At 43.1% G+C, this 21,561-nt stretch carries 19 protein-coding genes; 5 read left to right on the top strand and 14 right to left on the bottom strand.

Annotated elements, in window-relative coordinates:
- Positions 1-17 precede the first annotated feature (17 nt).
- From ccsA to G5B00_RS01030, 3 genes are all read left to right on the top strand, one after another.
- The gene (gene ccsA, locus G5B00_RS01040; RefSeq protein WP_163871389.1) at positions 18-2,480 is read left to right on the top strand and encodes a cytochrome c biogenesis protein CcsA; all 2,463 of its coding nucleotides are present in this window, start codon (positions 18-20) and stop codon (positions 2,478-2,480) included.
- Positions 2,481-2,688: 208 nt separating this feature from the next.
- Positions 2,689-3,459: a Rossmann-like and DUF2520 domain-containing protein gene (locus tag G5B00_RS01035; protein ID WP_163871388.1), complete on the top strand. Its 771-nt coding sequence runs from the start codon at positions 2,689-2,691 to the stop codon at positions 3,457-3,459.
- A gap of 219 nt (positions 3,460-3,678) precedes the next feature.
- Positions 3,679-5,235 (top strand): FMN-binding glutamate synthase family protein, encoded by a 1,557-nt coding sequence (locus G5B00_RS01030; RefSeq protein ID WP_163871387.1) that lies wholly within the window; start codon positions 3,679-3,681, stop codon positions 5,233-5,235.
- 38 nt (positions 5,236-5,273) lie between these two features.
- Here the strand turns inward: G5B00_RS01030 and recN are convergent, their stop codons facing one another.
- Genes recN through G5B00_RS01010 form a run of 4 tightly spaced genes read right to left on the bottom strand, consistent with a single transcriptional unit; the run spans position 5,274 to position 8,423 of the window.
- Entirely contained in the window at positions 5,274-6,932 is a 1,659-nt protein-coding gene (gene recN, locus G5B00_RS01025) for a DNA repair protein RecN (RefSeq protein ID WP_163871386.1), read from the bottom strand.
- A gap of 29 nt (positions 6,933-6,961) precedes the next feature.
- Positions 6,962-7,822: a DUF4835 family protein gene (locus G5B00_RS01020; RefSeq protein ID WP_240894339.1), complete on the bottom strand. Its 861-nt coding sequence runs from the start codon at positions 7,820-7,822 to the stop codon at positions 6,962-6,964.
- A gap of 57 nt (positions 7,823-7,879) precedes the next feature.
- Complete coding sequence (locus G5B00_RS01015; protein ID WP_163871384.1) at positions 7,880-8,179, bottom strand: type II toxin-antitoxin system RelE/ParE family toxin; 300 nt, start codon at positions 8,177-8,179, stop codon at positions 7,880-7,882.
- Positions 8,172-8,423, bottom strand: a complete 252-nt coding sequence (locus G5B00_RS01010; protein WP_163871383.1) for a type II toxin-antitoxin system ParD family antitoxin — start codon at positions 8,421-8,423, stop codon at positions 8,172-8,174. The genes G5B00_RS01015 and G5B00_RS01010 overlap by 8 nt, the downstream gene beginning before the upstream one ends.
- A gap of 146 nt (positions 8,424-8,569) precedes the next feature.
- Between G5B00_RS01010 and G5B00_RS01005 the strand changes: the two genes are divergently transcribed.
- Both G5B00_RS01005 and G5B00_RS01000 read left to right on the top strand, forming a co-directional pair.
- Positions 8,570-9,184, top strand: coding sequence for a SprT family zinc-dependent metalloprotease (locus tag G5B00_RS01005; protein ID WP_163871382.1), 615 nt, complete (start codon positions 8,570-8,572; stop codon positions 9,182-9,184).
- 348 nt (positions 9,185-9,532) lie between these two features.
- On the top strand, positions 9,533-10,417 hold the full coding sequence (locus G5B00_RS01000) for an energy transducer TonB (protein ID WP_163871381.1): 885 nt from the start codon (positions 9,533-9,535) through the stop codon (positions 10,415-10,417).
- A 49-nt stretch (positions 10,418-10,466) separates the two neighbouring features.
- Here the strand turns inward: G5B00_RS01000 and G5B00_RS00995 are convergent, their stop codons facing one another.
- The 10 genes from G5B00_RS00995 to G5B00_RS00950 all read right to left on the bottom strand — a co-directional run bounded on the left by G5B00_RS00995 (position 10,467) and on the right by G5B00_RS00950 (position 21,560).
- Positions 10,467-11,207 carry an SDR family NAD(P)-dependent oxidoreductase gene (locus G5B00_RS00995; protein ID WP_163871380.1) on the bottom strand — a complete coding sequence of 247 codons (741 nt, stop codon included), beginning with the start codon at positions 11,205-11,207 and terminating at the stop codon, positions 10,467-10,469.
- 215 nt (positions 11,208-11,422) lie between these two features.
- Complete coding sequence (gene trpA / locus G5B00_RS00990) at positions 11,423-12,175, bottom strand: tryptophan synthase subunit alpha (protein ID WP_163871379.1); 753 nt, start codon at positions 12,173-12,175, stop codon at positions 11,423-11,425.
- Positions 12,176-12,239: 64 nt separating this feature from the next.
- Positions 12,240-13,424 carry a tryptophan synthase subunit beta gene (trpB, locus tag G5B00_RS00985; protein WP_163871378.1) on the bottom strand — a complete coding sequence of 395 codons (1,185 nt, stop codon included), beginning with the start codon at positions 13,422-13,424 and terminating at the stop codon, positions 12,240-12,242.
- Positions 13,402-14,004: a phosphoribosylanthranilate isomerase gene (locus G5B00_RS00980; RefSeq protein ID WP_163871377.1), complete on the bottom strand. Its 603-nt coding sequence runs from the start codon at positions 14,002-14,004 to the stop codon at positions 13,402-13,404. The genes trpB and G5B00_RS00980 overlap by 23 nt, the downstream gene beginning before the upstream one ends.
- A gap of 169 nt (positions 14,005-14,173) precedes the next feature.
- On the bottom strand, positions 14,174-15,163 hold the full coding sequence (gene trpD / locus G5B00_RS00975) for an anthranilate phosphoribosyltransferase (RefSeq protein ID WP_163871376.1): 990 nt from the start codon (positions 15,161-15,163) through the stop codon (positions 14,174-14,176).
- Between the two features lie 298 nt (positions 15,164-15,461).
- Positions 15,462-16,373: an endonuclease/exonuclease/phosphatase family protein gene (locus G5B00_RS00970; protein ID WP_163871375.1), complete on the bottom strand. Its 912-nt coding sequence runs from the start codon at positions 16,371-16,373 to the stop codon at positions 15,462-15,464.
- A 6-nt stretch (positions 16,374-16,379) separates the two neighbouring features.
- Positions 16,380-16,958, bottom strand: a complete 579-nt coding sequence (locus G5B00_RS00965; protein ID WP_163871374.1) for a hypothetical protein — start codon at positions 16,956-16,958, stop codon at positions 16,380-16,382.
- Between the two features lie 85 nt (positions 16,959-17,043).
- Positions 17,044-18,828, bottom strand: coding sequence for a phospholipase D-like domain-containing protein (locus G5B00_RS00960; RefSeq protein ID WP_163871373.1), 1,785 nt, complete (start codon positions 18,826-18,828; stop codon positions 17,044-17,046).
- Positions 18,829-18,914: 86 nt separating this feature from the next.
- Positions 18,915-20,093, bottom strand: a complete 1,179-nt coding sequence (locus G5B00_RS00955) for a DUF5689 domain-containing protein (RefSeq protein ID WP_163871372.1) — start codon at positions 20,091-20,093, stop codon at positions 18,915-18,917.
- A gap of 33 nt (positions 20,094-20,126) precedes the next feature.
- Positions 20,127-21,560: a SusD/RagB family nutrient-binding outer membrane lipoprotein gene (locus G5B00_RS00950; RefSeq protein ID WP_163871371.1), complete on the bottom strand. Its 1,434-nt coding sequence runs from the start codon at positions 21,558-21,560 to the stop codon at positions 20,127-20,129.
- Position 21,561 lies beyond the last annotated feature (1 nt).

Genomic DNA, 21,561 nt, shown 5'->3' with positions numbered 1-21,561 from the left:
GTTTTTTTACTTTAATAATGGATGTAAACTACGTAGGTGAAAACCTTCTTCCCGGAAAAATAGGCCAGTTTTTTGTCGTTCTCTCGTTCGTAGCAGCCTTACTTTCCTTTATCAGCTACTTCTTTGCAACCCAGAATCCAACAGAAAAGTCTTGGAAAACGTTGGGACGGGTCGGTTTTTGGTTAAACACACTTTCGGTTGTTGTCATTGGTAGCGTACTTTTTTACATTATCTACAACCATTTGTTTGAGTATCATTACGCTTTTGCGCACTCTGATGAGCAACTTCCGACACACTATATTATTTCTTCTTTTTGGGAAGGCCAGGAAGGTAGCTTTTGGCTATGGATGTTTTGGCAGAATGTATTAGGTGTTGTTCTGGTATGGAGGGCCAAAAGCTGGGAGAGTCCGGTTATGACCTTTGTGATGCTCTGCCAGACATTTTTGGCCAGTATGTTGCTAGGGGTTGAGGTCTTTGGATCAAGAATAGGTAGCTCGCCTTTTATATTGCTTCGCGATGCGTTGGAAGCTCCTATATTCTTTGATCCGAATTACTTATCCATGATTCGTCCACGGGGATTGAATGCTTTGTTGCAAAATTACTGGATGGTCATCCACCCGCCTACGTTGTTTTTAGGTTTTGCTTCCATGATCGTCCCATTTGCCTATGCTGCTGCAGGACTTTGGCAACGTCGTTACAGGGAATGGTTGAATCCCGGTCTTCCCTGGGCATTGTTTGCTGTCATGATATTGGGAACAGGGATCATTATGGGATCTTTCTGGGCGTATGAAGCGTTGAACTTTGGCGGTTTTTGGGCGTGGGATCCTGTGGAGAACGTATCCATCATTCCGTGGTTTACGTTGATTGCGGCCGTGCATGTCATATTGGCTTTTAAGCATTCGGGACATGGTTTTTTTACGGCTACCTTGTTGTCTCTGGTGAGTTTTGTACTGGTTATTTATGCTTCTTACTTGACGCGTAGTGGGATATTGGGAGAGACCTCCGTACACTCGTTTACGAGCTTGGGTATGTCGGGCCAGTTGATCCTGTTTAATCTAACCTTTTTGGTCATTATGATCGGCTTGTTGGTGTGGAGAAGAAAAGAGATGCCCAGCACGCAAAAAGAGGAAGACATCTATTCCCGTGAGTTTTGGATGTTTATTGGAGCTTTGGTGTTGACCGTAGCTTGTGTGCAGATGATTGCGACGACTTCTATTCCTGTGTTCAATACCTTATTTGGTACGAAAGTGGCTCCGCCGATTGACCCTATAGCACACTTCAATCAGTTTCAGGGAGCTTTTGCAGTTGTCATTCTTTTGGTGACCGGGTTCACGCAGTTCCTCAAATATAAAAAAACAGAACCTAAACGTTTTTGGGCAGCTACTTTGGCCACCTTGCTGGTTGCTTTACTGCTCTCGGCCGCCGTTGTGTATTTTACCAAGCTGTACACGAATCTCATGTATATCTTGATTACCTTTACATCCATTTATTGTATTTTGGTCAATGGACGTGTATTGGCCGATGCTATCCAAGGCAAATGGAAGTTGACCGGGTCGGCGGTATCCCATATTGGCTTTGCCCTGTTGGTGTTGGGTGCCTTGATCGCTGCGGCGACGAATGAGGTGATCTCCATCAATGAAAGTGGATATATCGGTGTGAAAAACTTTGGAAAGGAAGGCGACAAATTTACCGATCCGGGAGAAAATCTCTTCCTGACCGAAGGGGAACCTGTGCAGATGGGTGATTACAAGATCACCTATGTAGGGGATAGCGTGGCTCCACCCAATGTGTATTACCATATCAAGTATGAAAAGATTGACGAAGAATCGGGGAAGGTGAAGGAGCAATTCGTACTGAGCCCTTTTGCCCAAAACAATCCAGATATGGGTGGACTCATTGGTACACCTGCGACCAAACACTACCTGACACATGATATCTATACACTGATCACAGCGGCTTCGCTCGATTCGCAGGCTCCCGCCAATGATGGGGAAAAGACCGGATACGAAGAGTACGATGAACCGGCGACCTATGAAGTGAATATAGGCGATACACTACGATATCGCAACGGAGTTTTTGTCATCGAAGGGATCAACAGAAATGCACATTTGCAAAATCTGCCATTGGCTCCTGAGGATGTCATTGTGGGATTAAAGATAAAAGTAATCTCTGCTGAAGGAAAGGAATTTCCGGTAGAACCCATATATTTATTGAAAAGTGGCACGGTGTACGATTTCAATAAGGATGTCGTAGAGCAAGGATTGCGTTTTAGGTTTACGAATATCTATCCGCAGCGTGACAAACTGGAAGTCATGGTCTATCAAAAGCCACTACCCGAAAAGAAATGGATCGTCTTTAAGGCAATCAAGTTTCCGTATATCAATTTCTTTTGGAGTGGTACAATTATCATGACTATTGGCTTTCTGATGGCTATATACCGTCGTGTGAAAGAGGCTCGGTCGTCGTCAAGGTCTCTGTAACTCATAAAGCGCGTTCGAAAAGATATTGTAACGTTATCAAAACGTCATTTCGAACGGAGGGAGAACTGAGTGAAACGAGCTCATTGAAGATAAATCTATGGATGAACTTGAATTGGTTAATTTTTAACAGGTTGAAAAACGGCTTATCCATAGATTTCTCCTTCCCGATTCATCGGGATCGAAATGACGATATAAAAATCATTTCATCATGAACATAGCTGTCATAGGTAGTGGAAATGTAGGTACGCACTTAGCGCAGTTATTCTACCGTCATGGTCATGCTATTACGCAGGTCTATAGCCGTACGGTGGCACATGCCCGTATATTGGCCGACACTGTTTCGGCTCAAGCTGTTGCCTCCTTGACAGAGCTGAATATAGACACAGACCTTATCCTCATTGCAGTAAGCGACGATGCTATTGCCGAGATTGTGGTTCAGCTTCCATCCCATTCCAAAGCCATCGTGGTCCACACTTCCGGATCCACTCCGATGGATATTTTATCTTCTTTCGGACAATACGGAGTTATCTATCCTCCTCAGAGCCTTAATAAGAAAGTGGAAGCAGACCTTACACAGATACCTTTTGCTGTCGAAGGATCGTCCAAAAGGGTAGAGGATAGGCTATTGGCCATGATGACCCAGATAGCATCAAAATCTTTCTTATGCTCGTCAAAACAGCGTTTAGCGTTGCATGTAGCTGCTGTCTTTGCCAACAACTTCTCCAATGCACTCTGCCAGATGGCTTATGATATCCTGCAACAGGAAAACCTGGACTTTGATCTCGTCAGACCCCTCATCCTGGAGACGGCCCAAAAAGTACAAAACTATATTCCTGAGCAGGTTCAGACTGGCCCGGCACTAAGAAATGACCGTAAAATTATCGAATTGCATTTACAGTTCTTAAGGAATCATCCTGAACAAGCCGAAATCTATCAACAATTGACAGATTTCATTGTCAAAAGCAGACGGAAAACCTAGTTTGTTTGCAAATAAAGTAAAAAAACACCCTTTCGTTCTAAAGACAGAAATACTTGCTAATTTTGTTCCGAAATTAAAACAAAGGCTTTACACAAACGTTTGTTATGAAATAAAGTGACGGAGGTGATGAAAGTTACGATAGTTAAATAGAATTAAGACTTCCGTAACCTTCTTCACTTCCATAACTCACGTAACTTAAAAATAATTTAGTTGCTTATCATGGCAGTTAGAAAACTTATCCTTACACTGATTGTTGTCATCAATCTGGTCATCATTTCATTTGGGATTATTTTTACCCCACGGTGGTTTTGGCTATTGACCATTCCCGTACCTCTGTTATTATTGGCGATTTATCACAGTGTACAAACCCATCACGCCATTCTTCGCAATTATCCTATTGTAGGGTATTTTAGGTTCTTTTTTGAGTCGATCCGACCCGAAATGCGGCAATATTTTTGGGAATCGGATACCGATGGAAGGCCTTTCAATAGGAGACAGCGCTCCATCGTGTACCAACGGGCCAAAAACGAACTGGAGACGGTGGCTTTCGGCATGCAATCCGATCCTCAAGCGGTAGGAAATGAATGGGTAGCTCATTCCGTTTTTCCTTGTCATATCGACAATCATGATCTGCGGACGATAGTCGGTAATAGTCAATGTCGCCAGCCTTATAGCCTTAGTATATTTAATATTTCGGCGATGAGTTATGGTGCACTCAGTAAGACAGCTATCACGGCATTGAACAAAGGTGCAGCACTACAGAATTTTGCCCATAATACAGGAGAGGGAGGGATCAGCAATTACCATATCAATGGGGGAGACCTTATCTGGCAGATCGGTACAGGCTATTTTGGCTGTCGTGACGAAAAGGGCAACTTTGATGGGGATCTGTATGCCGAAAAGGCCAACAGGCCCTATGTCAAAATGATCGAGCTGAAGATGTCGCAAGGAGCCAAGCCGGGACACGGAGGGATATTGCCTGCGGCAAAAAATACACCGGAAGTAGCTGCTATCCGGCATGTCATTCCGGGTACAGACGTCATGTCTCCACCGGCACATAGTGCTTTCAGCAACCCCTTGGAAATGATGCAGTTTATCCAGACTTTGCGGGAGCTTTCCAACTACAAACCTGTGGGTTTTAAGATATGTATAGGGGACAAGCAGGAGTTTCTTGATATTTGCTATGCCATGCAGACCACGCAGATATTTCCCGACTTCATTTCCATCGACGGTTCGGAAGGAGGAACGGGAGCTGCTCCCTTGGAATTCACCGACAACTTGGGTATGCCGCTTTATGATGCCTTGTCTTTTGTGACCACGACGCTGATCAACTTTGGGTTGAAGAAACATATCAAACTCTTGGTGTCCAGCCGTATCGTGACGGGCTTTGATGTTCTTAAAGTACTTGCATTGGGAGCCGATGCGTGTTATAGTGCACGGGGAATGATGTTTGCCCTTGGATGCATACAGGCGCTGAAATGTAACCTGGATGTATGTCCTGTCGGTGTGGCTACGCAGCGTCCACATCTTTACAAAGGTCTGGATGTAGAAGACAAGTATGTACGTGTGGCTCAGTTTCACCGCAATACGCTACGTGCCACCGTGGAAATCATGGAGGCTTGTGGATTCAAGACATTGGACGATGTGACTGCGGACAAGTTCTTCCGTAAGGTCGATAGTATCAATACACTAAGTTTTCAGGATATCTATTTTAAAAATACGGGAAAACTCAATAAAAGGGAAAATACCTTTGCAAAGGATGAGTTTTTAGAATAATTTTCAGCCTTGGGTTTAAGCCCAAGGCTGAAAATTATTTATCCCAGCAACTCCCTGGCATGTTGCAAAGCTGCTTCTCCGGGATTGGTTCCGCTAAGCATTTGGGCGATCTCCAATATCCTTTCTTCTGTATCGAGTAATTGTATATTCGAACGGGTTTTGTCTTCTTTGTCTTCTTTATATACCTTAAAGTGGGAGTTTCCTTTGGCAGCGATCTGCGGAAGATGCGATATGGCGATAACCTGTATATTGTGAGCCAATTTTTCCATGACTTCGCCGACACGCAGGGCAACTTCACCCGATATGCCTGTGTCGATTTCATCAAAAATAATAGTCGGTAATGCAGACGATCGAGCGACCAGGGATTTGAGGGCCAACATTACACGGGACAGTTCTCCTCCCGAAGCTACTTTGTGAATGGGCTGTAGGGCCTGGCCTTTATTGGCGGAGAATAAAAACCGGACACTGTCTAGTCCGCGTGTATTTATTTTTTGTGCCTCCATTTTCTGCAAATCGATCTTGAGTTGTGCATTACCCATACCGACATGTGCTAATGTAGTCTGTACGTAATTTTCGACCTGTGGAACAACGGATTTTCGGTTCTGATGGATGACTTCTGCCAACTCAAGTACTATTTCCGATTGCTGATCGCGCTCTAAGGCTATTTTTTCTAAAACCTCGTCTTGGTGCAATGCTATTTGCAGTTTCTCCTCCAATCTGTCTTTTAGCTCAATAAGATCGTTTTCAGAATCCAATCGATGTTTTTTCAACAAGGTGTACAGACTGCTTAAGCGGTTGTTCACTTCATCCAATCGACTTTCATCCAATATAACGCCTTCTTCCAGATGTGTGATTTCCTCCGCAATATCCTTGATTTCGATAAATGAACTTTGCAGTCTTTCGGCCAATTCTTCTACGCTTGGAAAATACTTGGCTGAATGTTGTATTTGTTGGAGGGCTTCTTTGAGCAAATTCGATACATTTTGTTCACCATCACACAAAAGGTAAGTCGAAGCCAGCAGACTCCGTTTGATTTCCTCCGCATGTTCTAATTGCTGCTGTTCCTCTTCCAAGGACTTTACCTCATCCCTTTGCGGATTGACCTTTTCCAATTCGTCGAACAAAAATTGATTGTAGTCTAATTCGGCATTAGCCTGTTCGGCTTGTTCTTTTAGGTCTTGCAACCGCTTTTCTATCGCTCTTAATTCTTTGAGTTCTTTTCGGAAAACTTCCAGATGTGTGGCATTGTTGGCCAAGCTGTCCAGTACAAAAAGTTGAAATTCTTCCGTGTTGAGCTGTAGGGTGGCATGTTGCGAGTGGATATCGATCAGGCGTTCGCCCAATAGCTTGAGTGTCGCCAAAGTGACGGGTGAATCGTTGACAAAAGCCCGTGATCTGCCATCCACAAAAATTTCCCGGCGTATAATGGTTTCTTTTTCATAGTCTAGGTCATTTTCGCTGAAAAAATCCGACAGCGCATAGGATTCCAGATTAAAATAACCTTCTATGACGCATTTCTTTTGCTCATCAAAAAACTGCTTACCCTCCGCCCTGTTTCCTAGGACCAACCCTAATGCGCCCATCAATATGGATTTACCCGCTCCTGTCTCACCGGTAATCATGTTCAATCCCTTGCCAAAAGAGATATTCAGGTTGTCGATAAGCGCATAGTTTTGAATGAGCAATCTTGATAGCATATACGTCTAAAGTTAAACAGCAAAAATAGTTATTTCTTGAGGCTCTCGTATTTAGAAAGGTTGGCGGGGTCAAGGTCTGCCAGCAGATTATATATTTTTATGCTTTCATTGGCAGGCATTTTGGAAAAGAGGCCGATAAACTCATTGGATTTAGCGGTATAAAGCGCTGTTGTCCATACATTGCCTGTATTGGAGCGATCTACCTCCTTGAGTTTCAATAGCAACTCGCTCATTTTTTTCTTAGCCTCGGATTCGTTTTCCATCATCTTGTCCAATCCTTCCCGGTGATAAGCGTATGCAAACTCTCGGTAAGGGTTATATTTTCTGTCCGTAAGGTTGTTGATGAGCCAATACCTGTTGTCCGTCGCTTCCATAGCACGCCAACCTTCGGTTTGGCTTGATTGTGAATAGTTTACGATTGTTTTGGCTTTGCCTAACATGGTCGTCCCACCCATATGCTTAAATGTATCCATATCCATGCCTGCAATGGTATAGCCGTAAAAGGCCAAAAGCGAAGCCAAAGGACTGAGGTTTTGCTCATTGTTGAAGTCCAGTTGTTCGCCCTCGGTATAGGTAAAGTTGAAATATTTGTCTCTAAAACTCAATATGGGAGAATTGTAGTTTGTGCCAAAAACAGGCCTTACGGAAGCAATATGTGCTGTAGCCGTGTACCTATTCATGCCATCATACTCCGAAATGACGATATTGAAGCTACAGTCTATGCGTTGATCTGGCTGTATAGCTGCACCTGTCCAGGATTTATTGTTCAGAAAATCGAATATGGCTTTTTTTAGTACTTCCAGCGTACGTGCATTGGCATTCAGTACTTGTGGAGACGAAACTTCCACACGTGCATTTAGGTCTTGGGAAAACACACTAAATGTACCCATGTACAATATTAAAAACAATAAAAAACGTATCATATTTATATTCTAATTATTTTTTAGTTAGTCAGTAATTCTACTTCTTAAATCCATTCTTTCGTGCAGTATCCTTATTACCTCAATTTCTGTTGAGGTGAGCACACGATAAAAAACAATGTGTTTTCCGACATGAAACCCTAGAATGTCTATTGCAATCGTTGCATAGCTCTTTCCCTTGTTTGGATCTTCAGCGATTGTTCGACAACTCTCCATAAGGAGTTTGTAGTATTTGTCGGCTTGGTTTTCTGACCACACTTCGTATGTGTAATCCCAGATTTTTGAAAGATCTTCGACGGCTTTATGGGTCAGAAAAAATTTAGCCATTATTTTTTTTGTGAGATTTGAGGGTATCCAAATGTTTTTTTGCATCAAAATCGTATGCAATCCCACTAATTAATCCTTCTTGAATTGCATTTTTTAATGCTTTAACTCGATTTTCCTCTTCTTCCAAAAGTCTTAGCCCAGCCCGAATAACTTCACTGGAATTTTTATAGCGACCTTCCGTGATACGACTTTCTACAAAATCTTCAAAATAACTCCCAAGTGATACTGAAGTGTTACGCCCCATAGCTTTCCTTTTTTATTTATATAAAGTTACCAAAAATTGGTAATATTTCCAAATCTGATGTTATTTTTCGGCTAGTCGGAAAATGACAAACTATAATCTGTCTTGTATTTTTCAATCTCTCAAACTAAAACCATAAGTTTGCACCTATGCCCGATTACAGCAAGCAATTGAGTAAATACATTCCGGAACAAGCGGCTCCCATTATTTCACAATGGATCAATGATACAGGTTGCAGGTTCAAGGTCACCCGTAGCCGCTCATCAAAATTGGGAGATTACCGGGCACCGTTTCGAGGACAGACACACCAGATTACGGTCAACCATGATCTCAACCCTTTTGCTTTCCTGATTACGACCATCCACGAATTTGCCCATCTAAAAACGTGGAATGAATTCAAAAATGGGGTAAAACCACATGGTGTCGAATGGAAAAGAAATTTTAAATTGTTAATCGAACCTTTCATCCGACTCCAGATATTTCCGTCCGATATACTCAAAGCTGTAACAACCTATATGGACAATCCTGCGGCATCTTCCTGTACAGACCTACACCTCTACCGTACACTGAAAAATTATGATACAAAAGATAGTTCTGCGCAGCATGTAGAAGATTTGGAAAACAACAGTGTCTTCTGTTTAAAGAACGGCCGCTCATTCCAAAAACTGGAGAAAATACGTAAGCGGTATAAGTGTATCGCATTGGACAGCCAAAAGATTTACCTTTTTCATCCATTGGCAGAAGTTTTTCCGGAGCAGGATTGATAAAGTTGTCTATTAATTCCTCTGATCGTCATTTCGAACGGAGAGAGACCGCGAAGCAGCTCCGAAGGAAAATCTATGGATGAATTAAAATTAACTAATTTTCAACAAGTTGAAAAATTGCTTAGCCCTAGATTTTACTTCGTAGAGCTCACTCCGTTCGGTTATCTTCGATGAGCTCGTTTCACTCGGTTCTCCTCCTAGCGTCGTCGAAATGACGGTGATGTTTACTTTTTTGGATACTATCCTATAAAACGTCGGGAGTCTCATTCAGTATTTTTTTATGGAAAATGTATGTTGCTATCATCATGAAATAAAACAACATACGATAACCCTAAAAAATATACTGTTATGTTTTCAAATTCAAATATCTACGCAAAAGAATGGTTGGACATCATCTTTGCGGACCGCAACAAGGCTTATGGTGCCTATGAATTGCGCCGTTTGGCTCCTCGCGCCACCAATTGGGCACTTGGTATCGTGAGTGGAGCTGTATTGATCGTGTGCGGTGCTGTCTATGCCCATCAAAAAAGCAATTTTCCGGTGATAATGTCGCCACAGGAACAGGTTATAGCTGTGGAGATCGAACCGGAGGAGATCCTTGAAATAGAACCGCCTTTGGAGCCATCGAAGCCAGAGGCTGCGGAACAGCCACAGCAGGTGGCGCAGGATGTTCCGGCGCAGGATGTGATTAAATTTACAGAACTCAATCCTACCGACAAGTCCCTGGTTAATGAAGATATTGTCGCTACGGAAGATGTGCTAGACAAGAAAAAGTTGCCGGGCAATATTACCATGGATGGTGTAAAAGGTGGAGAGCTCATCCCCAAGGGTACATTTGGGAAGACAAAGAAAGAAGGAGGTGAGCGTGGGATGAGAAACGGTAGTTTGATAGGATCGGCAGATGGCGTTGGAGAACCTTTTACGACGGTGGAAATCATGCCTGAACCCATTGGAGGAATGAAGGCTTTTGTACAATGGGTGGCGGACAATTACAATTTCCCGCAAGGAGCGATTGATGCCGGAGCCAAAGGTGTGATACAGGTTTCGTTTGTCGTAGAAGAAGACGGTAGCCTTTCCTCGTTTGAAGTGGGCAAGGACATGGGCTATGGAACGGGAACGGCGGCAATAAATTTACTTAAGAAGGCCCGGAAATGGAATCCGGGTGTTCAAAATGGTCGTCCTGTACGGGTAGCTTTTACCCTGCCTATCCGGTTGCAGGTGAATAGCAACTAAAAGAAATCCCTTTTCCAAAGTTCAAAACTTTGGAAAAGGGATAAAAAGACTACTTTGCCAGGTACCCACCGTCAACAGGGTAGTAAGCTCCTGTCACGAAGGACGATCTGTCTGAAGCTAACCAAAGTGCCAGTTCAGCAACTTCTTCAGGCTTGCCTAATCTCTGCATGGCATGTTGACTTTCTAAATACTTCAACGTGTCTTTGTCAAGGGCATTGTCTACCAATGGTGTGGCAATAAAACCGGGACCTATGGCATTGACGCGTACGCCTTTCGTGCCGTATTCCCAACCTGCTGTTTTTGTCAATCCTACGACACCGTGTTTGGCTGCAACATAGGCCGATGCCTGTGCAAAACCTACCTGACCCAAGATAGAAGCCATGTTGACGATGCTTCCGCCAACTTTTTCGATTTCGGGTAATTGGTAAAGCATACCGTAGAAGACACCGTTTAGATTGATATCGATGACTTTTTTCCAGCCATCTATGGGATATTCACCTATTGAGGCTGATGGACCTCCGATTCCTGCATTATTGACAGCGATGTGCAATGCTCCAAAATTTTCTACAGCTGTGTCCACCAATTTTTTGTTGTCTTCGGGTAAAGATGAATCTGCTTTGACAAATATTGCGTCCTCACCTAATTCGTCAACTACTTTTTTTCCTAGTTCTTCGTTTAAATCTGCAACGACTACCTTGGCACCTTCTTTTACAAAAAGTGTTACGATAGCTTTACCGATGCCTGACGCTCCTCCTGTAACAATAGCTACTTTGTTTTCTAATTGTTTCATGGCTTTATATTTTATGAAGTGAACAAATAAAATTATTTTCCTGTTCGATGCACGACAAGTTAAGCCTTTTTCGGAACGAAAAAAGTGACCTAAGGTTCAAAAAAAAGTAATATGATTTTGGCTTTACATTAGGGAATGTAAATGACAATAAGGGGATAAAAGGAAGAAGGTATTGACCTTTTCCAAAGTTCTGAACTTTGGAAAAGGTTATAAGGCTATTTAAAACTTCCGATAAATTCCGGGATTTTTTCCAAATAGTTTTCTTCGGCCAGTAATTTGACAAAAGCAGTGCCGACGATAGCACCGTTGGCGTAGGTCGTGGCTTTGGAGAATGTATTCTTGTCGTGGATACCGAACCCGATAATAAATGGGTTTTGCAGATCCATATCCTTGATCCGCTTGAAATAGGCTTCCGATTGATCTTTTACTTCGAGATTTTTTCCTGTAATCGCGTTGGATGACAATAGATAAATAAAGCTTGTGGACAGGGCGTCTATCTTACGGATACGCTCTTCCGAGGTCTGTGGCGTGACCAAGAAGATATTGCTGATCCCGTTTTCTTCAAAGGTACCCTTGTAAAGCTCCTCGTACTCGTACATAGGCAAATCCGGGATAATAGTTCCGTTGACTCCTACTTCTTTACAGGCCTTGCAAAAATTTTCTACACCAAATTGAAGTACAGGGTTGACATAGCCCATCAAAAATACAGGGATGGTAACGTGTTTGCGAAGATCTTTCAATTGTTCGAAAAGCACCTTTAGCGTCATGCCGTTTTTCAGTGCCTCTTCTGAAGCATGCTGAATAGTTGGTCCATCGGCTACCGGATCCGAATAGGGGAAGCCTATTTCCAGGAAATCAACCCCGGCATCTTCCAATGCCTTGGCAATAGTCACCGTACTGTCCAATGTCGGATAGCCGGCTGTAAAATATATGGACAACAGTCCGTTTGTGTGTTTGTTGAGTTGCATCGTAGTTGTTATTGAGTGAACCTGTTATCGAGTTATCTTGTTAACCTGATAACTTGATCACTTTTTACAAATTAAAATACTTCATATAATTGTCCAAATCCTTGTCGCCCCGACCCGAAAGACAGATGACGACAGTTTCATCTCCTTTGAAAGACATCTTTTCCAAATGGGCCAATGCATGCGAACTCTCGATAGCAGGGATGATACCTTCTAATTGAGTCAACAATAGCCCTGCTTGCATGGCTTCGTCGTCGGTAGCACTGACGTATTCTCCCCGTCCCGATTTGAACAGCCAGGCGTGTTGCGGGCCAATACCGGGATAGTCCAGTCCTGCTGAGATAGAGTAGGGTTCGATGACTTGGCCGTCTTCGGTCTGCATGAGAATGGAACGGCTGCCATGTAGTACACCTTCCTGACCGAGTGCAGTGGTAGCGGCAGATTCGCCACTGTTGACGCCATGGCCCGCGGCTTCTACCGCAATGATCTTGACGTCCTCATCATCCAGGAAGTGGTAGAACATGCCGGCCGCATTGGAACCTCCTCCTACGCAGGCCATGACAATGTCCGGTGTCTCCCGCCCGGTTTTTTCCAACAGTTGTTTTTTGGTCTCGGCCGAGATGATGGATTGAAAACGAGCTACCATATCGGGATAGGGGTGAGGGCCTACGACAGAACCGATGATGTAGTGGGTGTCCACGGGATTGTTGATCCAGTCCCGTAAGGCTTCGTTGGTTGCGTCTTTCAAGGTTTTGCTACCCGACTGTGCGGCGACTACTGTGGCTCCCATCATTTTCATACGGGCTACATTAGGTGCCTGGCGTTGGATGTCGATCTCGCCCATGTAGACGACACATTCCAGTCCTTTTAGGGCACATACTGTAGCTGTGGCTACCCCATGCTGTCCGGCACCGGTTTCGGCGATAATACGTTTTTTGCCCAAGCGCTCGGCCAGTAGGATCTGCCCGATGGTATTGTTGATTTTGTGCGCACCGGTGTGATTAAGGTCTTCACGTTTGAGGAAAATGTTGGCGCCATAACGTTCCGAAAGCCGTTTGGCAGGATACAAAGGTGAAGGTCGACCTACATAGTCTTTAAGCAATTGTTCGAATTCCTCCTTGAAAGAGGAGTCTTCCATGATTTTGAGGTATTGTGCCTGTAATTCTTCAACATTCGGATACAGCATTTCGGGGATATAAGCACCTCCGAATGGACCGTAATAACCTTTGTCATTTACCTGATATTTGCTCATTTTTAATGATTTTCAATGCTTGTGTCAATAAATTTATATCTTTTAGTCCGGGTTCGATTTCAAATTTTGAATTCAGATCCAGACCGATCATTCTTTCGTCTTCAAACCGGGAGGCTTGCCCGATATTTTCCAAAGATAATCCTCCACTCAGAAAATAAGACTTGTCGTAAGGGTATTCTTTCAGTTTTTCCCAATTGAAAGCCTGTCCTGTACCGCCATGTTGGGGACTTTTGGTGTCGAATAAAAGTACATCTGTTCTGTCCAGATATTCTTCCAATGTAGTCCAATCAAATTCATCGTCAATCCCAAATGCTTTGAAGACATATAGTCCGCTGTCCCGCAGGTATTGGCAGGTATTGGCAGGCTCATTGCCATGCAATTGTACAGTATCAAAACCAAATTCTTTAACTTTCTGTAAGATGGTTTCTGTTTGTTCATTGACGAATACCCCTACGTTTTGTACGGATGGAGACAAGGGCACAGGTTGTTCCACGTAACGAGACGACTTCGGGTAAAAGATGAATCCCATGTAATCTACAGGCAGTGCCGCAACCGCCTCGATATTCTCGGGGTACTTCATGCCGCAGACTTTTATTTTTTTAGATGATTTCACGGATTTAGATGATTACACAGATTTTTTAGATGATTTCACGGATTTAAATGATTACACAGATTTAAAAGATTATACAAGTTTTTTTAGTGGTTAGTGATCAGTAACTGTCCTCTGTCCTCTGTCAACTGTCCACTGATCACTGGTCAGTCAATTTCTTCAAACTATCTAATGCTTTCATTCCCAATAACGAACTTTCGGCCTCGTAATAGCAGTCTCCAAAGCTTTTCTCCGGATGAAATGTTTTGATGGCAAAGGCTGCGTTGGTCAGTACGACATTATTTTGCACGTTGGTTCCCTTTCCTTCGATGATGGTTCGGAATATGCCCGAGGCTTCTTCTACAGTGTCTCCGCCTGCCAAATCTTCCGCCTGTACGGGAGCAAACCCCAGCTCGTCTACCGAATAATAGCTTTCTCCACTATTGCTTATCAGTTTGAAATCACCTGTAAGCGATATCTCGTCGTAACCGTCCAAAGCATGGATAATGCTGTATTGCTTGTCCGAATTTTGGTATAAATAGCCATACAATCGAGCTAGTTCCAAACTAAAAACCCCTACGGATTGAAATCTTGGATTAGCCGGATTGGTCAGTGGACCTAACATATTGAAAAATGTCTTGACACCCAATGCGCGACGTATCGGTGCGACGGTTTTCATAGCCGGATGGAAGAGGGGAGCGTGCAGAAAGCAGATATGCGCTTCATCCAATTGCTTTTGTAGGGTATCCTTGTCATTTGTAAACTTGTATCCCAGGGCTTCCATCACATTGGATGATCCACAACCCGATGATACGCCGATATTACCATGCTTAGCCACGTGATAACCTGCTCCGGCAACTACCAGAGAGGCCAATGTGGAGATGTTGAAGGTGTTTTTTCCGTCTCCTCCGGTACCACACATGTCGATCAGATTGTATCCGTCAAAATCCATCTTCAGACATAGGTCGTACATGGCATCACGAAATCCGCCCAATTCTTCTACCCGTATACTGCGCATACCATAGGTCGTCATGAAGGCTGCAATCTGATGAGACTCGTATTTTCCGGTCGCAATGTTGGTCAAAATCTCGTAGGCCTCTGCCCTGGAGAAAGATTTGTATTCGAATAAATGTCTTAATATATCTTTCATTTTTTTATGTTTAACGTAAGGGTAAAAAAATTACCTTCGGTGAGCTCGCTTCGCTCGGTTTTTGCCCCTACTACAAAATCACAAACAAAAAAGGCTTACCTATGTGGCAAGCCTGTTATATTTTGTATGTATCAATTTTTTACAATAGGTCATTGCCGCAACATTAATCGTTGTGCCACCACCATGCGTTATTTGATACAAATTGTTTCATTCTTACATTAACGAAAGCAAATATGCTACAAGTTTTTTAGAAAGTCAAGAGGTTTTTTGAAGAAATGTCAAAAAAATGCCAATGTTCTTACTTTTCCAACTGCAATTCTATCATTACCGGATAATGGTCTGATGGGTATTTTCCATTAAAGTCATCTGTAATAATGTGATGACTCTTTACCTTTACGGACAAACCTGTGGAAAGGAATATATGATCTATGCGTGTGCCTGCATTTTGGCCCAGGTTATAACCATTGTGAGTGCCATAATTGGCATTGGTTTTTTCCGAGGTCATACTGTAGCTATCTTTCAACATGCCCGAATTGATTATTTTGTTGTAATTTACGCTGTTTTGATTGAAGTTGAAATCTCCTGTCAAAATACTGGGATATTTGGAAGATGCTGCTGGAATTAGTGAAAGCAACATTTGTACACTCATCTCTCTTGCTTTTGTGCCTATGTGATCCAAATGTACATTGAAAAAATTGAAGATTTTGCCCGTTGTTTTGTCCTTGAATTGGGCTCTGGTACATATTCTGGGTGATTGGGCATCCCAACCTATACTGCCCGGAGCTGAGCTTGTCGACGAAAACCAAAAAGTACCCCAATCCAATACTTCAAACTTTTCTTTTTTGTATAGGATAGGGGTATAATGCTTGTTCAATCCTGTGGTTTCTCCTTCTATACTGATCCCTATATAATCGTATTCGGGCAATAACTCCTTGATATCATTCAGCTGTCGTAGGTAAGGTTCCTGTGCACCGATAATATCGAAATCGTATTTTCTTAGTAGTTCTTTGAGGATATCCTTTCTATTGGACCACTCGCTGTCTGGAGAATTGGTTTTATTGTCGTATTGTATATTATAACTGGCAATTTTGAGTGGTGAAAGCCATTTGTCTGTAGCCGAATCGTTATTGTTTTTTTGACAAGACCAGAGACTGATTATAGCGAGCAAAGCATATAAGCTTTGCTTTATAAGTTTTTTTTGATGCTTCATCTTCTTCTATTCCTTATAGTACACGGCAAAATCGTCTATATTCAGGCGGCCATTGGATATTTCTTGGTTTTTAGAACCGTCACCCAAGCCAATCTTATTTATCCTAAACCTTACGCGGCCTTCTATATCCACTTTAAATTCTGCTTTAGTATATTTTTCTTTATTTGTTGCTACGATCAGATCGCCTATAGCCTGCCATTTCTTGCCTTTGTTTGTGGAATATTCCAGCTGGAACATACAAGGTTTGTCCAACGTAAATTGCTTATACCAAAATTCTACTTTGGTCGCTCCGTTGGGGAGATCAAACATCATTTGTAAATATGCAGACTTGGTATTGTTCTGATTCATACGTACTGCGTATTCTCCTGATACCGGTGTTTCGTATCTCTGGTTCTGGATGACGGCATTGTCCAGCCTCCATCTGCCGGTGGGCAATGAGACATCGTCTATGGCATATCGTTGCTTATTGCCTGTCTCGAAACTTTCCGGATAATTGGGGTAGAGTTTGTCCTGTGCTTTTGTGTTGAAGGCAAAGGCTGTTAGTACAAAAATTAATGTCAGTATGTTATAGTGTGTTTTTTTCATATTCTGATTTTTTTAATTTTTTATCGTCGTACCTTCTCGAAACGACGAGAAAGGGTGCCTTTAGACACCCTCAATGATGATCGTATTATTTCTTTTGATAAATCGCAAAATCATCAATATTCAGACTCCCGTTGTCAGCTCCGTTGGTAGGACTTCCAAACCTGTGAATCCTAAATCTGACCGGGCCTTCGATATCTACATCAAAGGAGACTTGTTTGGCCGTCCATGCCGCTTCGGTGATCACGTTGCCAATCTGTGTCCACGTACTGCCTTGATTCGTAGAGTATTCCAAAGCGAAAGTACATGGTGCTCCCAAATTGGCTCCCGATTGATTACCCCAGGTTCCATAATAAAAACTCACCTTGGAAGCACCGTTTGGCACGTCAAAGGCCATGGCCAAGTAGGTAGAAGGACCGGTAGCCGGCCGTGCACTTCGCCAAGCATGTGAGGGACTGACTATTTTGTCCGTAACTTGATTCCTAAATCCACTGTTGTCAAATGTCCAAACTCCCGTAGAAAGATAGATCGGCGTATCAAAACCTGCTATATACACGCCTACATCGGCGGTTCCTCCCGTACCTGTAAGGCCTGGTACATGCTCGAAAGTTTCCGGGAATCCGGCATATATAGGGCCGCTTGCACGATATTCGGGTAGAGATCGCAGATCGTTAAAAAATGTTTCGTACCTGTTGTACACTTCGTCATCTTTAAGGAGTATAACGGCTGTATTGCTATTCCGTAGAGAATTTGCAGTAAAGGACAGTGTCCCGGTAACCGTTACTTTTGTGCCGACAACTCCATCGTACGTCCCATTAATCAGCATAAAACGGCTACCAAAGTTGGTCAGCGGTCTTTCGTTATCATTCACATTCAATATCCGGACAAAGCCTCCTTTTGACTCAAATACTTCGAACCTTGACAATGTCGCTGCAACATTACTTTTCAGCACGATCTCTACTTTTGCTCCTTGTTCTACCAGTTCTATCAGTTTGTCCAATATGGCGATCCGGTTGTCATCCCAAAATGCCATGGCTATTCTGACCTCTGCAGTAGCCGGGTCACTGATCCTGTTGAGGAAATCGAGACTAACGTCTCCACTAATGACAGCCCCGTTGTTACGGTAGGGCATAAAGTGGGCTTCGGTATTGCCTGCATTCAGTATCTCGAAAAAATAGTTGTAGCCTGTCATTCCAGAGATAGCCCGATCTTTCATTTCATTCCAGTATTTTAAATAGGCATGGTATAGTTCCTCGTCCGATAAGGTTATGGCATCCTGGGCTCCTCTGGAATCGGCCACTGTAAAACTGCTCGAAGCTTGAAACACAATATGCTCCTTACTGCCTTCCGTAGTTTCTATTTTACTGAAAAGGATAAACCTGTTTTCATTGATGGCAGCATCCGCTATGTCGTTGTATGTCTCCCAGATCTGCGTGTTTTTCATATCGGCTCCTCGAAGAAAATTAAATGCAGCAGGGTTTACCCTTTGGGGTTCTACTCGACTCATATCTATCAACAGGTTAAGATTCACACCTCTGTTGTCTGCTCTTTTGAAAGCCTCCAAAATTCCTTCATGGTTGATTTGGTTGATACACATGTAGATAGAAGACTCTGGTTCGGCGGCATCTATCAATGCTATGATGCTGTTTAAAATAGCTTCTGATTCGAGGTTGGCACTGTAAAACTCTTTTTGTGTGAAACTCACTTCGGGCAAGTTGATGGTAATTGGTACCAATGTCGTATCGTTAATATTTCCCTCCGAATCCTCATAATGGATATTTTCATCTATCCGATGATGGATTTTTTCACACGATGAAATGATACTGCTTATCGCCCCAAGCAACAAGAGTATGAAAAATATATACTTTTTCATCTTTTTAACATTTGTTTTCTATTTCTTAATTTCTCACATACGTCACAGATATTGGATTCTCTATGTCATTTGTAAGCTATCACTTCTTAATAGGGTTGATACACGGCAAAGTCATCAATATTCAAGCGTCCGTTACTGATTGTCGTTGTACTGGTGCCTAATCCTAATTTATGGATACGGAAACGTACGGGTACGTTGATATCCATCATAAAGGTTTTTAATTTTATTTCTGAACCGGCATCTGTCACATGCTCGCCCATCTGTTTCCATGTTGCTCCCTGATCAATGGAATACTCCAGTCGCCAGGTAGATCCGGGATCACCGCCCCAACGTGCATAATAGACAGTCACCTTGGACGCTCCATCGGGCACATCAAACTCCATCTGAGCATAGGCAGGATTGGCATTGTTCAAGTTGAACCGAATGGCGTGGGTTCCACTTGATACCCTGTCAGTGACTTGGTTTCTTAGTCCTGCTATATTGAACTTCCATGTGCCTGTCGGTAATTCCATGAAAAATGCGGCATTCTGATAATCGTGGGACGACTCAAAACTCTCTGGAAATCCGGGATATACTCTTCCACTGGCATTTTCCATATCGGCTATGTTGCGCATTCTTATTTCTACCCCATTATTTTCCTTTCCTAGGATGACGCCTTGAAAGGAAGCGTTGCCCGGTAGGCGTTCATTGGCAAAGGATGCCTGTGCAGCTGTAAACAAGGAGACCTTAAACCCTAATTCTTCCAGTTGTTTATCTCCTGCAAACGTTTCGTCCGCTGCGGGGGCAGGTGTGATATCTCCCAAGACCTGTACCAAGGTGTTTTCATATTTATCCCGGTTATTGTACAAGGTTGCTACACCTACAGCTCGAGGTTGTACCGTTTTTCCACTGGTTACTTTTCGTACTTTGTCAGGTTCTATACCTCTTACCTGTAGTAAACCGTTATATCTGGTCAGCAGTTTTCCGGTAACATTGGCTACTATTGAATCGCCTAATTTGAAATCATTGGCATTATTGAGCTCTAGCGCCATACCATGATCGCCACTCTGCACCACAATGTATCCGGGTATATGGTTCCCGTTGTCTAGGTCCGTGATGACTATACCATTGATCCGGCTCTCGGGCAATACCATGTCTTCTCCTTTGTACAGGGCTTTGATGTACTTTAGCGGAAGCGGATCTGCATGATAGACATCCTTTGTACAGCTCCAAAGAACCATTAATCCAGCTAGGATCGTATAGAGTTTTATTTTTATCTTTTTCATGTTCTGTTTTTTTGATTTGGATTTGTACTGCGATTATTCCATCCACCAGACTTTTATGTTAAGATTATCCCCACCTATACGGTTTACGACTTCATCGTAATTGGCCCTGTTGTACAGTTGTGCGCTGACAGGATATTGCAGACGGGCGGGGTGTTTCCCTTCGTTCATCATATCGGGGCCTACGACGAGTGTCGGATAACCTGTTCTTCTGATCTCATGCCACTGCTGAAATCCATTCTCAAAAAGGGCTATATATTTCTGTCCCATAATACGTTCCAACGTGCCATTGTAGGCCACATCGGTATGGTTGAGAAAGGTTGTATTGTCGGTGATTCCCCAATAGGCCAAAGAAGCATTGACACCACTGTCGTAATATGTTTTTGCATTACCTACCATATATCCTTTCAGTACGGCTTCGGCCAATAGGAACTGCTGCTCGGAAAACTGCATAATATCGCCAAAGTACTTGGATTGCTTCAAGTTCATCTGATAGGTGGAATACGTGCCTGTACGGTAGCCGGGATCTGCTGAGGGGTAGCCTGTAGGAACACCCACATAACCTCCACCTACAGTTGTAGCCCATTTTGATAATCTAGGGTCATTGGTAGAGGCCAGTTTTGCTATAAAGGAACTTGAAAAATCGATAGCTCCATTGAACGCCATATCCCTGACATCGTAATAGGGGCCTAAGAAGGGGGTTACATTTGTGTAGACGAAGGTTGCGCCATCGTCGTTATCGCGCATCAACGGATATTTTGTAGGATTGGCCAAGAGTTCGATCAGTTTGTCCCTGTATTCCGGACCTTTGGACTCGACCCGCATCAGTAATCGTAATGCCAAAGCATTCGTAAAGCGCTGCCACTTGGTGATGTTGGCCGCAACGTTGGCATTGTATAGCAGATCTTCACCGGATAATGGCTTTGAAAGATCGTACAGACTATTCGCCCTTTCGAGGTTCACGAAGATGGAATCGTATATCTGCTTTTGGGTATCAAATTTTGGTGTTGTGTTTCCTTCGATTCCCTTGGAAGCATCCGTATAGGGTACATCACCGTAGATATCGGTAATGTTGGATATCAACCAGGACTCCAGTGTCAATGCAATGGCTGTATAGTTGGCATCACCACTTTCTTCTGCCAATTTGCGCATGACTTTAAAATTGAGTAGCTGTCTGTAAGGGGTGCCCCACATGGTATTGAATGTACTGGAACTCATCTGATAACGGTGTATCTGATTGTTGCCCTGTTGCTGTCTCATTACCGTAGCCTGGGCCAGCTGTGTATTGATAGAATGCCCTTGATACTGGATGTGTTTTACTGCCTGATACAGTGAGTTGTTCAAAAAAGATGATGCAGCGGGGTTATTTATCCCTTCGGGATTTACCTTCAGATCATCCAAGTTGGTTGTGCAAGCCGATAAAATACCGACGGCCGCCAACAAATAAATGATAATTTTAGTTCGTTCCATA

This window comes from Parapedobacter sp. SGR-10 (assembly GCF_011030405.1).
GTDB lineage: Bacteria > Bacteroidota > Bacteroidia > Sphingobacteriales > Sphingobacteriaceae > Sphingobacterium.
The sequence above is the reverse complement of the archived record's forward strand: the minus strand, read 5'-3'. Positions and strand labels throughout refer to the sequence as shown.